General features: G+C 71.5%; 12 protein-coding genes and 1 riboswitch. Of the genes, 6 read left to right on the forward strand and 6 right to left on the reverse strand.

Features of this window, described 5'->3' with window-relative positions:
* Window positions 1-148 precede the first annotated feature (148 nt).
* The gene (locus tag ACIRB4_RS25695; protein ID WP_403294533.1) at window positions 149-1,585 is read right to left on the reverse strand and encodes a gamma-aminobutyraldehyde dehydrogenase; all 1,437 of its coding nucleotides are present in this window, start codon (window positions 1,583-1,585) and stop codon (window positions 149-151) included.
* Between the two features lie 192 nt (window positions 1,586-1,777).
* Here ACIRB4_RS25695 and ACIRB4_RS25700 point away from each other — a divergent pair, with 192 nt between their 5' ends.
* The 5 genes from ACIRB4_RS25700 to ACIRB4_RS25720 all read left to right on the forward strand — a co-directional run bounded on the left by ACIRB4_RS25700 (window position 1,778) and on the right by ACIRB4_RS25720 (window position 6,928).
* Window positions 1,778-2,269: an Lrp/AsnC family transcriptional regulator gene (locus ACIRB4_RS25700; protein ID WP_356896785.1), complete on the forward strand. Its 492-nt coding sequence runs from the start codon at window positions 1,778-1,780 to the stop codon at window positions 2,267-2,269.
* The gene (locus tag ACIRB4_RS25705; RefSeq protein ID WP_403294534.1) at window positions 2,254-3,633 is read left to right on the forward strand and encodes an aspartate aminotransferase family protein; all 1,380 of its coding nucleotides are present in this window, start codon (window positions 2,254-2,256) and stop codon (window positions 3,631-3,633) included. Before ACIRB4_RS25700 ends, ACIRB4_RS25705 begins: the two co-directional genes overlap by 16 nt.
* A gap of 236 nt (window positions 3,634-3,869) precedes the next feature.
* Complete coding sequence (locus tag ACIRB4_RS25710) at window positions 3,870-4,598, forward strand: ABC transporter ATP-binding protein (protein WP_403294535.1); 729 nt, start codon at window positions 3,870-3,872, stop codon at window positions 4,596-4,598.
* Window positions 4,580-5,719, forward strand: a complete 1,140-nt coding sequence (locus tag ACIRB4_RS25715) for a hypothetical protein (protein ID WP_403294536.1) — start codon at window positions 4,580-4,582, stop codon at window positions 5,717-5,719. The genes ACIRB4_RS25710 and ACIRB4_RS25715 overlap by 19 nt, the downstream gene beginning before the upstream one ends.
* Window positions 5,720-5,821: 102 nt before the next feature.
* Window positions 5,822-6,928, forward strand: a complete 1,107-nt coding sequence (locus ACIRB4_RS25720) for an LOG family protein (RefSeq protein ID WP_403294537.1) — start codon at window positions 5,822-5,824, stop codon at window positions 6,926-6,928.
* A gap of 6 nt (window positions 6,929-6,934) precedes the next feature.
* Here the strand turns inward: ACIRB4_RS25720 and ACIRB4_RS25725 are convergent, their stop codons facing one another.
* Complete coding sequence (locus tag ACIRB4_RS25725) at window positions 6,935-8,041, reverse strand: hypothetical protein (RefSeq protein WP_403294538.1); 1,107 nt, start codon at window positions 8,039-8,041, stop codon at window positions 6,935-6,937.
* A 129-nt stretch (window positions 8,042-8,170) separates the two neighbouring features.
* Between ACIRB4_RS25725 and ACIRB4_RS25730 the strand changes: the two genes are divergently transcribed.
* Window positions 8,171-9,112: a hypothetical protein gene (locus ACIRB4_RS25730; RefSeq protein WP_403294539.1), complete on the forward strand. Its 942-nt coding sequence runs from the start codon at window positions 8,171-8,173 to the stop codon at window positions 9,110-9,112.
* 52 nt (window positions 9,113-9,164) lie between these two features.
* Here the strand turns inward: ACIRB4_RS25730 and ACIRB4_RS25735 are convergent, their stop codons facing one another.
* The 4 genes from ACIRB4_RS25735 to rlmN form a co-directional block, all read right to left on the reverse strand.
* The gene (locus ACIRB4_RS25735; RefSeq protein WP_403294541.1) at window positions 9,165-10,196 is read right to left on the reverse strand and encodes an ABC transporter ATP-binding protein; all 1,032 of its coding nucleotides are present in this window, start codon (window positions 10,194-10,196) and stop codon (window positions 9,165-9,167) included.
* Complete coding sequence (locus tag ACIRB4_RS25740; RefSeq protein ID WP_403294716.1) at window positions 10,196-11,809, reverse strand: ABC transporter permease; 1,614 nt, start codon at window positions 11,807-11,809, stop codon at window positions 10,196-10,198. The genes ACIRB4_RS25735 and ACIRB4_RS25740 overlap by 1 nt, the downstream gene beginning before the upstream one ends.
* Window positions 11,810-11,857: 48 nt before the next feature.
* Window positions 11,858-12,937, reverse strand: coding sequence for a thiamine ABC transporter substrate binding subunit (locus tag ACIRB4_RS25745; RefSeq protein WP_403294542.1), 1,080 nt, complete (start codon window positions 12,935-12,937; stop codon window positions 11,858-11,860).
* Between the two features lie 71 nt (window positions 12,938-13,008).
* Window positions 13,009-13,119: riboswitch (TPP riboswitch) on the reverse strand.
* A gap of 29 nt (window positions 13,120-13,148) precedes the next feature.
* Window positions 13,149-14,255 carry a 23S rRNA (adenine(2503)-C(2))-methyltransferase RlmN gene (gene rlmN / locus ACIRB4_RS25750; RefSeq protein WP_403294543.1) on the reverse strand — a complete coding sequence of 369 codons (1,107 nt, stop codon included), beginning with the start codon at window positions 14,253-14,255 and terminating at the stop codon, window positions 13,149-13,151.
* Window positions 14,256-14,352: the final 97 nt, after the last annotated feature.

Below are 14,352 nucleotides of genomic sequence, written 5' to 3' on the forward strand. Positions count from 1 at the left end.
GCCCCCGGCCCGTTTGTTTCCCCAACGCCCGCCCCCTCCCCCCCCCCATTACGTTTAAAAAATGGGGGGGGGGCCCCCGGGGGCCCGCCCACCCCCGGGGGGGGGGGGGGGCCCCCCCCCCCCCCCCCGCCTGGTCCCACCGTGGTGATCAGCCCAGGGACGTCATCACGTGCTTGATGCGCGTGTAGTCCTCGAAGCCGTACGCCGAGAGGTCCTTGCCGTAACCGGACTTCTTGTAGCCGCCGTGCGGCATCTCCGCCACCAGCGGGATGTGGGTGTTGATCCACACGCAGCCGAAGTCCAGCGCCTTGGACATGCGCATCGCCCGCGCGTGGTCCTTCGTCCAGACCGAGGAGGCGAGCGCGAACTCGACGCCGTTGGCGTACTCCAGGGCCTGCTCCTCGTCACGGAACGACTGCACCGTGATGACCGGGCCGAAGACCTCGTTCTGGATGATCTCGTCGTCCTGCTTCAGGCCGGAGACGACGGTCGGGGCGTAGAAGTAGCCCTTCTCGCCGACGCGGTGGCCGCCCGCCTCGACCTTGGCGTGGGCCGGCAGGCGGTCGATGAAGCCGGAGACCTGCTTCAGCTGGTTGGCGTTGTTCAGCGGGCCGTACAGCACGTCCTCGTCGTCCGGCTGACCGGTCTTGGTGTCGGTCGCGGCCTTGGCGAGCGCGGCGACGAACTCGTCGTGGATGGACTCGTGCACGAGGACGCGCGTCGCGGCCGTGCAGTCCTGGCCGGCGTTGAAGAAGCCCGCCACCGAGATGTCCTCGACGGCCTTGTCGATGTCGGTGTCCTCGAAGACGACGACCGGCGCCTTGCCGCCCAGCTCCAGGTGGACGCGCTTGACGTCCTTGGCCGCCGACTCGGCGACCTGCATGCCGGCGCGTACCGAACCGGTGATGGAGGCCATCGCCGGGATCGGGTGCTCGACCATCGCGCGGCCCGTCTCGCGGTCGCCGCAGATCACGTTGAAGACGCCCTTGGGGACGATGGAGCCGATGATCTCGGCCATCAGGACGGTCGACGCGGGGGTCGTGTCCGAGGGCTTGAGCACGACCGTGTTGCCCGCGGCGAGGGCCGGGGCGAACTTCCACACGGCCATCATCATCGGGTAGTTCCACGGCGCGACCTGGGCGCAGACACCCACCGGCTCGCGGCGGATGATGGAGGTCAGGCCCTCCATGTACTCGCCGGCGGACTTACCCTCCAGCATCCGCGCGGCGCCCGCGAAGAAGCGGATCTGGTCCACCATGGGCGGGATCTCCTCGCTCGCGGTGAGGGCGACCGGCTTGCCGGTGTTCTCGACCTCGGCGGCGATCAGGTCCTCGGCGCGCTCCTCGAAGGCGTCCGCGATCTTCAGCAGGACCTTCTGACGCTCGGCCGGCGTGGTGTCGCGCCAGGCCGGGAACGCGGCCGCGGCGGCCGACATCGCGGCGTCGACGTCCGCCTGGCCGGAGAGCGGAGACGTGGCGAAGACCTCGCCCGTGGCCGGGTTGACCACCTCGATGGTCCGCCCGTCGGCGGCGTCCCGGAACTCCCCGTTGATGTAGTTACGCAGCCGGCGCAGCTCGGTGGTCACTTGCCACCCCTCCTGTCGTTCAGAGTTCGTCTGTCCCGATGGATGAGACACCCCCACAGTAGTCGTTCGGCGGACGCTTTCGACAGGCCCGACGCCTCACAACTTCGGATTCAGTGTGATCGCGGAGCCGAAACAACGAATTACATCGCTTCAGGGTTGCAAGACAGACGAGTCTCGGTGCACAGTGGGGTTGTGGCCAGTCAAAGCACGAACTCCAGGACCGGAACCGGTTCGTCCCCGACGATCGATGCCGTCTCGCTGGCGATCATCGAGCAGCTCCAGCAGGACGGTCGCCGTCCGTACGCCTCCATCGGCAAGGCCGTCGGCCTGTCCGAAGCGGCCGTACGGCAGCGCGTCCAGAAGCTGCTCGACCAGGGCGTCATGCAGATCGTCGCCGTCACCGACCCGCTCACCGTGGGTTTCCGGCGGCAGGCGATGGTCGGCATCAACGTCGAGGGCGACCTCGATCCGGTCGCCGACGCGCTGACTGCCATGGCCGAATGCGAGTACGTGGTGATGACCGCGGGCTCGTTCGACCTGATGGTGGAGATCGTCTGCGAGGACGACGACCACCTGCTGGATGTGATCAACAAGCGCATCCGCACCCTCCCCGGCGTGCGCTCCACCGAGAGCTTCGTCTACCTCAAGCTCAAGAAGCAGACCTATATGTGGGGAACCCGATAGCCGTGAGCAAGGACCTCTCCAAGACCGCCTACGACCACCTGTGGATGCACTTCACCCGCATGTCGTCGTACGAGAACTCGCCTGTCCCCACCATCGTGCGTGGTGAGGGCACCTACATCTTCGACGACAAGGGCAAGCGCTACCTCGACGGTCTCGCGGGTCTCTTCGTGGTCAACGCCGGCCACGGCCGCCAGGAACTGGCCGAGGTCGCGTACAAGCAGGCCCAGGAGCTCGCGTTCTTCCCCGTGTGGTCGTACGCGCACCCCAAGGCCGTCGAGCTCGCCGAGCGGCTCGCCCACTACGCCCCGGGCGACCTGAACAAGGTCTTCTTCACCACCGGTGGCGGCGAGGCCGTCGAGACCGCCTGGAAGCTCGCCAAGCAGTACTTCAAGCTGCAGGGCAAGCACACCAAGTACAAGGTCATCTCCCGTGCGGTCGCCTACCACGGCACCCCGCAGGGCGCCCTGTCGATCACCGGCCTGCCCGCCCTCAAGGCCCCCTTCGAGCCGCTGGTCCCCGGCGCGCACAAGGTGCCGAACACCAACATCTACCGCGCCCCGATCCACGGCGACGACCCCGAGGCCTTCGGCCGCTGGGCCGCCGACCAGATCGAGCAGCAGATCCTCTTCGAGGGCCCCGAGACCGTCGCGGCCGTCTTCCTGGAGCCGGTGCAGAACGCCGGCGGCTGCTTCCCGCCGCCGCCCGGGTACTTCCAGCGGGTCCGCGAGATCTGCGACCAGTACGACGTGCTCCTCGTCTCCGACGAGACGATCTGCGCCTTCGGCCGCCTCGGCACGATGTTCGCCTGTGACAAGTTCGGCTACGTCCCGGACATGATCACCTGCGCCAAGGGCATGACCTCGGGCTACTCCCCGATCGGCGCCTGCATCATCTCGGACCGCCTCGCGGAGCCGTTCTACAAGGGCGACAACACCTTCCTGCACGGCTACACCTTCGGTGGCCACCCGGTGTCGTCGGCGGTCGCCATCGCCAACCTCGACATCTTCGACAAGGAAGGCCTGAACCAGCACGTCCTCGACCAGGAGGGCAACTTCTTCGACACCCTGAAGAAGCTGCACGACCTCCCGATCGTCGGCGACGTCCGCGGCAACGGCTTCTTCTACGGCATCGAGCTCGTCAAGGACAAGGTCACCAAGGAGTCCTTCACGGACGAGGAGACCGAGCGCGTGCTCTACGGCTACCTCTCCAAGGCGCTCTTCGACAACGGCCTGTACTGCCGTGCCGACGACCGCGGCGACCCGGTCATCCAGCTGGCCCCGCCGCTCATCGCCGACCAGGGCACCTTCGACGAGATCGAAGGCATCCTGCGCTCGGTGCTCACCGAGGCGTGGACCAAGCTCTGATCCCGTCCGGCTGACACCGGTACGACCTCACGCCGCCCTCACGGCGTGACCCCGGCCCGGGCATGCCGCCATCCGAGTGGATGGCGGCGGCCCGGGCCGTGTGCTGTCCGTACAAGCGGATCTGAATCCTTACGGTGCCCAGTGACCCAAAGGCCCGTCCTTTCGTTCCCCCGTACGGGGGAACACGGGGGACCAGAGATCAGATCCGACTTCGATCCGACTTCGAGGTGTACGCGATGGCCCCACCGGACAACGACGTGCTCTGGGCGCGTTCCCTGCACTACGCCCTCGGCGGCACGACCGTGCTCAGCGGCGTCTCCCTCGGCGTGCGCGAGGGAGAGATCCTCGCCCTCGTCGGCCCGCGCGGCAGCGGCAAGACGGCCCTCATGCACTGTCTGTCGGGGCAGGCGGTCGCCCAGCAGGGCGAGGTCTGGTTCAACAGCACCCCCGTGCACACCATGGGCCAGGCCCAGCGCGAACGGCTCCGGCGGGATCGTTTCAGCTGGATCGACCCCGAGCCCGGCCTCGTCCCCGAGCTGACCGCCTGGGAGAACGCCGCACTGCCGCTGCTGCTGCGCGGGGTCTCGCACCGGGTGGCCAGGACCTCCGCCCTGGAGTGGCTGGAGCGACTCGACATCGGCATGTGCGCGCGCAAGCGGCCGCACGCCCTGACCCAGTCGCAGCGCCAGCGGATCGCCATCGCCCGCGCCCTGGTCACCACCCCGTCGGTGCTGTTCGCCGACGAACCGACCGCCTCCCTGCACAGCGCCGACGGGTCGCAGGTGCTGCGCACCCTGACCGCCGCGGCCCGCTCGCACCGGATCACGGTGCTGCTCGCCACCCACGACACCGAGGTGGCCGCCCTCGCCGACCGCACGGTCGCCCTGCTCGACGGGCGCCGGGTGAGCACCGTGGCACCGACGACCGGGGCGGAGGGCGTCACCGCGTGCTCGCTCTCCGTCTAGTCCGCGGAACCCACCCCCTCGTCCTGCTGCGACGGCTCCTCGTCGCCGCGGCGGCCGCGGGTGTCGGGTTCCTGCTGCTGTGCACGCTGGGGTACGCCGTCGGCCACCCCGCCGACTCGGCCGCCTCGACGCTGCGCCTGCTGTGGTGCCTGGTCCCCCTGGCGGCCACCGTGCAGTTCGCGGTGGCGGTGGCGCGTACGGACCCCAGTACGCGGCCGCGGCCGGGGCTCTCGGCGGTCGGACTGGGCCCCGCCCGGCTGACGGCCATCGCCGCCGCGTCCACGGCGGTGTCCTGCACGCTCGGCTCGATGGTCGCGCTCCTGTTCTTCCTGCACCTGCGCGGTGACATCACCGGGATGCCGTTCGACGGGGCGGCCGCCGATCTGCTCGCCGCCGGCCGGCCGATCCCGCTGGCCGCGGCGCTCACCCTGCTCGCGATCCTGCCGGTGGTCGCCTCGACGGCGGCCGCGCTCGCCCTGCGGCCGAGGAAGCGGGTCACCCCGGAGGGCGCCGAGAGGGCGGCGCCGTCCGGGCTGCCGTGGGGGGTGGCGCTGCTCGCGGTCGGCCTCGCGGTGGAGACGTACGCGGGACAGGGCGGCGAGGGCGGGGCGCTCCCCCTGCCGGGCCGCTTCGAGGGCAGCCCGGCGGGCGTGCTCGTCGGCTGGATCCTCACGGCGCTGGGCCTGGCGATGGCGGGCCCCGGCATCGCCCACTGGTGCGGCCGCCTCCTCCAGGCCGTCCGCCCGGGCGCGACCCGGCTGCTCGCCGGCCGGGTCCTGATGGACGAGTCCCGCCGGATCGGACGCCCGCTCGGCGTGGTGTGCGCGGTGGCGTCCGGCGGCCTCGCGGCGGCGACGCTGTACGACACGGGAACGGCCGGCTTCGGTCCGCTGACCGGTCTCGGCGCGGCGCTGGTGATGGCCTGCACGACGGCGACACTGCTGACGACGGCGCTCGAGTCCAAGCAGTCCCGGGAGCACACGACCGCGGCCCTCCTGCGCCTCGGCGCCCCGCCCACGGTCCTGCGCACGGCGGCCCTGCTCCGCGCGGGGGCCCTGCTCGCGGTTTTCGTCCCCGTGACCTGGCTGGTGGCCTCACTGGCGGCGGTGCCGCTCCGGTAGCGGGGGGGCTGGGGCCGTGGGCCACGGCGCGGGGTCGGGCCGGGGCCGGGCGCCGGGGCCTCTGCTGAGCATCGCCGTCCGCCCGGGGCCTATCGTGGGCGCATGGCCCGCCCTCACGACCGCGAGATCCACAACCACCGGGAATTCGCCGCGGCCGTCGCCCGCGGCTCCCTCGTCGGCCACCGGATCCAGTCGCTCGACCTGACCGACCACACCTTCGCGCTGCTGTCCGTCGCGACCACCGGCGCCGTCTTCCTCGGCTGCGAGATGCAGCCCGAGGCCGCGGCCAAGGTCCGCGGCGACGGGGCCCTCGTCTTCCCTCCCGTACCGGACCTTCCGTTCGACCCGTACCGCGCCCTGCTCTACTCCCCCGAGGACCTCTTCGCCGGGGTGCGGGAGGAGGGATACGAGGCGACCCCCGACGCCCTCGCGTACGCCTGGTTCCAGCGCACGAAGGCCGACGGCGACATCTTCGCGTCGATGCTCCGGGCCATCCACGACGACGCGATCTCCGACGCGCTCGACGAACTCCTCGCCGGCAGCCGGGTCGTGGGCGTCATGGGCGGCCACGCCATGGCCCGGGGCACCGACGCCTACGCCGGTGCCGCCCGCCTGGGGCGGTCGCTGGCCCGCACCGGTCTCACCGTGGCGACGGGCGGCGGCCCGGGCGCGATGGAGGCCGCGAACCTGGGCGCGTACACCGCCCCGCTCGCCGACGCCGTCCTGGACGAGGCGCTCGAACTCCTCGCCAAGGCACCGTCGTTCGCCCCGTCCGTCACCGAGTGGGCGCGCGCCGCGTTCGAGGTGCGGGCCCGCTGGCCCGAGGGCGGCGACTCGGTCGGCATTCCGACCTGGTTCTACGGCCACGAGCCGCCCAACCCGTTCGCCGGGCACATCGCCAAGTACTTCGCCAACGCCACCCGCGAGGACGGTCTGCTCGCCCGCTGCGACGGCGGGGTGGTGTTCCTCCCGGGAGCGGCCGGGACGGTGCAGGAGATCTTCGACAACTCCACGCCGAACTACTACGAGTCCCGGGGCGAGCCCACCCCCATGGTCCTGGTCGACCGGACCCACTGGACGGAGCGGCTGCCCGCCTGGCCGCTGCTGCGCGCCCTGGCGTCGGGCCGTCCGATGGCGGCCCGCATCGCCCTGGTCGACTCGATCGACGAGGCCCCGGCCGCCCTGCGCCGCCTGGCGGAGGCGGTCTAGCAACCGCTACAGCCTGCGGACGGCCTGCGCCTCGGCCCGCTCCACCGAGGCGCGGCCGTGCACATGCACGAGCGCGAGGTGGAACAGCGCCGGGGCCGACGGCGCCCAGCGGTGGATCCGGTCGGGCCGCAGCAGATAGCGGGCCACGTCGGCGGAGCGGAAGGGGACGTACTCGATGCTCTGGTGCTCCCACCGGTCGGCGACGCCCCTGCCCAACCGGGACTGGAGCTGATCACCCGTCATGTCGCCGAGCCTGGCGTAGAAGTGGGCGCTCCAGTGGCGCTTGTCGACGTCGAGGACGAAGGCGAGGAGCGAGAGCGTGTACTCGTGCGGCTCCAGTGACATCTCCTCGCGCATGCCGCGCCGGGCGACGGCGTACAGGTCGGGGGCGTTGCGGCCGGCCGAGTCGATGTGCCGGGAGAGACCTTCGTTGACGGAGGAGTTCCACACGCCCGGTGCCATACGCACCCGGTTGCTGCGCCGGCTCACGACCAGCAGGTGGTCGGAGGTGACCACGGCGATGTTGACACCGAAGCTGCACTGCAGGAAGGCCGGGGCGGTGAGCGGCTCCTCGGGGTCGAGGTAGCGGGACCGGGGTGTGGAACCGTCCGGCAGCCGGCGGTCGAGCTGCTGGGCCGCGAGGAAGGTGTAGTAGTCGGTGGGCCGCAGCCTCAGATGGACCTCGGACCGCTCGTCGAGGGCGGTACGGGAGACCTCCAGGCTCTCCACGGCGTAACGCGGGCCGTTCCACACCGGTGCCCGCTCGCCCGCGGCGCTCGCCCGGGCCTCCTCCGCCTCGATCTCGTCGCGCCAGCCCGCCATCTCCTCCGGCAGGGCGATCTCCCCTTCGAGGACCTGGACGTGGATCGACTCGGGCGCGATGGCACGGTCCCCGTCGCCCTCGACGATCAGGGCGGAGGTGTGCAGGGGGCCCAGGGAGAACGTCGACCAGGCCCGCCCCTGCCGCTCCCGGAAGGTGAGGCTGCGGACCACGCCCGCCGACCGGCGTCTGATCCTGAACCACACGTCCTGCGTCCACTGCTGGAACAGGGTGGCGAACACGACCCCCAGGATGGCGCCGACCACTCCGTTGCCCACGTCTATTCCGTCCACGCGCAGCAGCGTAGGCCAGTTGATCAACGCCGGTGGCCGCGCGAGGCAACTTCGGCGCCCGATCCCACGTCTGACAGCCGGAACCAACCGAGAACGACCCCCTTCTTGTACGCGAACGGAGCCCCCCACGTGCTCATAGGACTGCTGACCGCCGTCGCCGCCTCGATCTGCTACGGCACCGGCTCGGTGCTCCAGGCCGTCGGCTCCCGCAAGTCCGCCCGCCGAGAGGCGGCGGCGCAGGCGGCAGGGCAGGTCACCGGGCGCGGCGGGCCGAGCCTGCAATCCACCGCGAAGGCGGCGATGACCTGGGAGTTCGTCGTCGGCACGATCCTGGACTTCGTCGGCTTCGGGCTGGGGGCGCTCGCCGCCCGGCTGCTTCCGCTGTTCCTCTCCCAGACGGTGATCAGCGCCAACCTCGTCATCACGGCCGTCCTGAGCGTCAAGCTGCTCGGCATCCGGCTGACCCGTGCGGAGTGGACCTCGATCGGCGTGGTCTGCTCGGCCCTGGTACTGCTGGCGAGCGCGGCCGGCCCGGAGGGCAGCGGGCACACCCCGATCGCCACGCACTGGTGGCTGCTGGCCGTCTCGGTTGCGCTGATGGTGGGCGGGACGGTCGTCGTACGGTTCCTGGGGGCGAGCGCGGCGATCCTGGCGGGTCTGCTGTCCGGTCTGGGCTTCGGCGCGCTCGGGGTCGGGGTCCGGGTCCTGAACGGTGTCGACCCGTTCGACCTGGGAGCGCTGCTCACGGACCCGGCGCTGTACGCGATCCTCGTGGCCGGGATCGGCGGTATGTATCTGCACACGGTCGCGCTCCAGATCGGGTCGGTGAACGGGGCGACGGCGGCGCTGGTGGTCGGTGAGACCGTGCTCCCGGGGATGATCGGCGTGTGGTGGCTGGGCGACGCCTCGCGCCCCGGTTTCGCCTGGCTCGCGGTGACCGGCTTCGTCCTCGCGGTCGCGGGCGCGGTGGCGGTGGCCTGGTTCGGCGCCCCGGAGGGCGACCCGGCGTCGGCGGCGCCTCCACGGGAGCCCGCACCGGAGCCCGCACCCGAGCCCGTACGCGTCCCCTGACCCCGCCCCGTACGCCTCCGCCGGTCGCGCCCCGTCCGCGCCCGCTCGCGGGTCAGCCCCGTTCGCCCGCCAGCACCACGACCTCGCCGGCGGCGAACGTCACCCCCACCGTCGCGCCCTCCTCCGGCGCCTCCTGGAGGGTGCACTCGGCCTCCAGGACCGGGCCGCCGTCGGCCGGGCGGAGGAGGACGGCGACGTGGCTGCCGCGGAAGGTACGGGCGTCGACCGTGCAGGGCAGGCCCTCCGCCGGCGCCCCGAGGCGTACGCCGGCCGCACGGACCAGGATCTTGGCCGCGCCCTCCGCCGTCCCGTCCGGGACGGGGATCTTGCCCCAGACCGTGTCGGCGGCGCCGCCGCTCACCGTCGCGGCCACGACGTTGTCGAAGCCGAGGAAGCGGGCCACGAACTCCGAGGCCGGTCGCTGCCAGACCTCCAGCGGTGTCCCGGTCTGGGCGATCCGGCCGTCCCGCATCACCACGACCCGGTCGGCGAGCGCGAACGCCTCGCCCTGGTCGTGGGTGACGGCCAGCACCGTCGTACCCAACTGCCCGAAGAGGTGCCGCAGTTCGACGACGAGCCGTTCCCGCAGCCCTCGGTCGAGCTGGCCGAGCGGCTCGTCCAGCATCAGCAGCCGGGGCCGCGGGGCGAGCGCCCGGGCCAGCGCGACGCGCTGCTGCTCGCCGCCCGAGAGCGAGGCGACGGCCCGCCGCCCGGCCCCGGGAAGCCCGACGAGGTCGAGCAACTCCCCCGCCCGTACGACCTGTTCGGCCCTGCCGAGGCCGTGCATCCGCAGCCCGAAGGCGACGTTTCCGGCCACGTCCCGCTGCGGGAAGAGCTGATGGTCCTGGAACATCAGGCCGACACCGCGCCGGTGCACCGGCACGCCCGCCTGGTCGGCGCCGGCGAGCAGCACCCGGCCGCTGTCCAGCGTCTGCAGACCGGCGACGGCCCGCAGCAGCGTGGACTTCCCGCTGCCGCTCGGCCCGAGCACACAGACGATCTCGTGCTCGGCGACCTCCAGGTCCACCGAGTCGAGCACGGCCCGCTCCCCGAACCGTACGGTCGCGTCCTTGAGCGTCAGCATCAGAACTCCCCGGAGGCCCGGTCGGTGCGCAGTCGTTCGAGGAGCAGCAGGGACACCGCGCACACCACCATCAGGATCGTCGAAAGGGCCATGGCCTGGCCGTAGTTGAGTTCGCCGGGGCGGGCGAGCAGCCGCGCCACGGCGACCGGCAGCGTCGGGTTGTCGGGCCGGGCGATGAAGACGGTCGCGCCGAACTCGCCGAGGGAGACGGCGAAGGCGAATCCGGCGGCGATGAGCAGCGCCCTGCGTACGAGCGGCAGGTCGACCTCGCGCCAGGCCCGCAGCGGTGAGGCGCCGAGGACGGCCGCCGCCTCCCGCAGCCGTTCGTCCACCGCCCGCAGCACGGGCAGCATCGTGCGTACGACGAAGGGGACGCCGACCAACGCCTGGGCGAGCGGTACGAGGATCCAGCTGGCCCGCAGGTCGAGCGGCGGCTCGTCCAGGGTGATCAGGAACCCGAAGCCGACGGTGACGGCGGAGACCCCGAGCGGCAGCATGAGGAGCGCGTCGAAGCCGCGTACGAACCGCCCCGCCCGCCGGGTCAGGGCCGCCGCGGCGAGTCCGCCGACGGCGACGGCGATCGCGGTGGCGACCAGGGCGTACTGGAGCGAGTTCACGATGGTCTCGGCCATCGGTACGAGGAAGGTACCGGAGGCGTCGACGGACCGCAGGGCGTGGTAGTAGTCGAGCCCGTACCCGCGCGGGGTGTCGAAGGACCGCTCGACGAGGACGCCGAGCGGCAGGACGATCATGAGGGCGATCGTGAGCAGCACGCCCCCGAAGAGGGTCCACTGGCCGGCGCCCTGCGGCCGGTGGGCGGTCCGCTCGGGCGGGACGAGCCGCAGCGCCGTCTCCCGTCTGCGTACCGTCCAGGCGTGCACGGCGAGGATCGCGCCGACGGCGGCGAACTGCGTCATCGTGAGGACGGCGGCCGTGGTGAGGTCGAAGCGGTCGACCGTCTGGCGGTAGATCTCCGTCTCCAGAGTCGAGTACGCCGGCCCGCCGAGGATCTGGACGACGGCGAAGGAGCTCGCGGTGAAGAGGAACACCATCAGCGCGGCCGCGGCGACCGACGGGGCGAGCGCGGGGAGGGTCACGGTCCGCCAGGCGGTCCACCGGGAGGCGCCGAGGACCCGGGCGGCCTCCTCCTGGCGGGGGTCGAGCTGGGCCCACAGGCCGCCGACGGTCCGGACGACGACGGCGTAGTTGAAGAAGACATGGGCGAGGAGGATCGCCCATACGGTGGTGTCCAGGCGGACGCCCCACAGCTCGTCGAGGAGCCCGCCGCGGCCGACGAGCGCCAGGAACGCCGTGCCGACCATGACGGTGGGCAGGACGAAGGGGACGGTGACGACGGCGCGCAGCAGCGCCTTGCCGGGGAAGTCGAGACGGGCGAAGACGTACGCGCCGGGCAGCGCGATCAGCAGGGTCAGCGCGGTGGAGGCGAGCGCCTGCCACAGCGTGAACCAGAGGACGTCGAGGATCTCCGGCCGGGTCAGCGTCTCGCCGATCCGGCCGAACCGCCATGTCCCGTCCGCCCGGAGCCCGCGCTCGACGATCGAGGCGACGGGCCAGGCGAAGAAGAGGCCGAAGAAGGCGACGGGCACGGCCATGAGGCCGAGCCGCGCCGCGCTTCCCGGGGGCGTCCTGGTCACTTCAGGTCACTTCAGTACGAGCGAGGACCACGACCGGATCCACTGGTCACGCTTCTGGGCGATCTTCTCGGGCGCCATCGTGTGCGGCTCGTCGATCACGACGCCGTGCTGGGTGAAGAGCTCGGGCAGCGTCGCGTCGCTGGCGGCGGGGTTGACGAACATCTGCAGCGGCATGTCCTCCTGGAACTCCTTGGAGATCAGGAAGTCGATCAGCAGCTTGCCGCCCTCGGGGTTCTTCGCCCCGTCGAGCAGTCCGGCGAACTCGGTCTGCCGGAAGCAGGTGCCCGTGGAGACGCCCGTGGGGGCGGTCTTCGGCTGGGGCTCGGAGTAGAGGACCTCGACCGGCGGGCTGGAGGCGTACGACACGACCAGCGGACGGTCGCCCTTGGCCTTCTTGCCGCCCGCGGAGCCGGAGAACTCCTGGTTGTAGGCGATCTCCCAGCTGTCGACGGTCTTCACGCCGTTGGCCTTGAGCTTCTTCCAGTAGTCCTGCCAGCCCCCGTCGCCGTACCGGGCGGCGGTGCCGAGGAGGAAGCCGAGGCCCGGGGAGGAGCGCTCGGGGTTCTCGACGACGAGCAGGTCCTTGTACGCGGGCTCGGCCAGGTCGTCGAAGGTCTGCGGGGGCGCGAGCTTCTTGTCGGCGAAGTACTTCTTGTCGTAGTTGACGCAGATGTCGCCGGTGTCGACCGGGGTGACGCGGTGCTCCTTGTCGATCCGGAGTCCGGCGGGGACCCGATCGAGGCCCTTCGCCTCGTACGGGACGAAGATGCCGTTGTCGAGCGCGCGGGAGAGGAGGGTGTTGTCGACGCCGAAGAAGACGTCGCCCTGCGGGGAGCCCTTGGTCAGGATCTCCTTGTTGACGGCCTCGCCGGCGTCGCCGCTCTTGAGGACCTTGACCGTGAGACCGGTCTTGCGCGTGAACTCGGCCAGCACCTCCTTGGAGGCGTTGAAGGAGTCGTGACTCACGAGGGTCACGGTCTTGGGCGCACGGCTGTCGCCCTGGTCGCCGGAGCCGCCGCAGGCGGCGAGCGTGGTGACGCCCAGCGCGGCGACGAGCGCGCCCGCGGCGATCTTCTTGGTGCTCACTGAGATTCCTCCTGGGTGTGTCCAGGAAGAGACGCGGCCCTGCCCACCCGAGGGTGGGCAGGGCGCAACAGCTCGAGTAACGACCGAACTTCCTACCCAGAATGACCTGGGCGAGGTTCAGAGGGTCTGCGGTCCTACGGTGACCGCACTCTCAGCGCTGTGGCGCTCCCCTGTCGGAATATGGAGATGTGTTCGAGCTCAGACTACAAGGTCAGCGTTCGGTGGCGGCGAGCTGTCCACAGGCGCCGTCGATCTCCTGACCGCGGGTGTCGCGTACGGTCACCGGCACGCCGTGGGCGGCGATGGCCTCGACGAACGCCTTCTCGTCCTCGGGACGGGAGGCGGTCCACTTGGACCCGGGGGTCGGGTTCAGCGGGATGAGGTTGACGTGCACCCGCTTGCCCCTGAGGAGCCGTCCGAGCAGGTCGCCTCGCCATGCCTGGTCGTTGATGTCCCGGATGAGGGCGTACTCGATGGAGATCCGGCGGCCGGACTTCTCGGCGTACTCCCAGGCGGCGTCGAGGACCTCGCGCACCTTCCAGCGGGTGTTGACGGGCACGAGGGTGTCGCGCAGCTCGTCGTCGGGGGCGTGCAGCGAGACGGCGAGCCGGCACTTGAAGCCCTCGTCGGCGAAGCGGAGCATCGCGGGCACGAGGCCGACGGTGGAGACGGTGATCCCGCGCTGCGAGAGCCCCAGCCCGTCGGGCTCGGGATCGGTCAGCCGACGGATCGCGCCGACGACCCGCTTGTAGTTGGCGAGCGGCTCACCCATGCCCATGAAGACGATGTTGCTGAGCCGCGCGGGCCCTCCCGGCACCTCGCCGTCGCGCAGCGCCCGCATCCCGTCGACGATCTGGTGCACGATCTCGGCGGTCGACAGGTTCCGGTCGAGCCCGGCCTGCCCGGTGGCGCAGAAGGGGCAGTTCATCCCGCAGCCGGCCTGCGAGGAGATACACATGGTGACCCGGTCGGGGTACCGCATGAGGACGGACTCGACGAGGGTGCCGTCGTGCAGCCGCCACAGGGTCTTACGGGTGGTGTCGTCGTCGCACGAGATGTGCCGGACGACGGACATCAGGTCGGGCAGCAGCTCGCCCTGCAGCTTCTCGCGGGAGGCGGCGGGGATGTCGGTCCACTCGGCGGGGTCGTGGGCGTACCGCGCGAAGTAGTGCGTGGACAGCTGCTTGGCGCGGAACGGCTTCTCGCCGATCGCGGCGACGGCTTCCTTGCGCTCGGCGGGCGTGAGGTCGGCGAGGTGCCGCGGCGGCTTCTTGGCTCCGCGGGGCGCGACGAAAGTGAGTTCTCCGGGCTTGGGCATGGTCCTACCAGTGTCGCAGACGCGCACCGGTGGCCCGGGGCACGGAACGGGCGGGTGATCCGGCGGGCGGTGAGGGCGGGGACGGTGGGCGGCGTAC

Source organism: Streptomyces sp. NPDC093600 (assembly GCF_044764755.1).
GTDB lineage: Bacteria > Actinomycetota > Actinomycetes > Streptomycetales > Streptomycetaceae > Streptomyces.

Excerpts from the sequence above, each read along its gene's own strand:
- ACIRB4_RS25710 (WP_403294535.1), top strand. The coding sequence starts at position 3,870 with ATGGCCCCACCGGACAACGACGTGCTCTGGGCGCGTTCCCTGCACTAC.
- ACIRB4_RS25720 (WP_403294537.1), top strand. The coding sequence starts at position 5,822 with ATGGCCCGCCCTCACGACCGCGAGATCCACAACCACCGGGAATTCGCC.
- ACIRB4_RS25735 (WP_403294541.1), bottom strand. The coding sequence starts at position 10,196 with ATGCTGACGCTCAAGGACGCGACCGTACGGTTCGGGGAGCGGGCCGTG.
- ACIRB4_RS25740 (WP_403294716.1), bottom strand. The coding sequence starts at position 11,809 with ATGGCCGTGCCCGTCGCCTTCTTCGGCCTCTTCTTCGCCTGGCCCGTC.
- rlmN (WP_403294543.1), bottom strand. The coding sequence starts at position 14,255 with ATGCCCAAGCCCGGAGAACTCACTTTCGTCGCGCCCCGCGGAGCCAAG.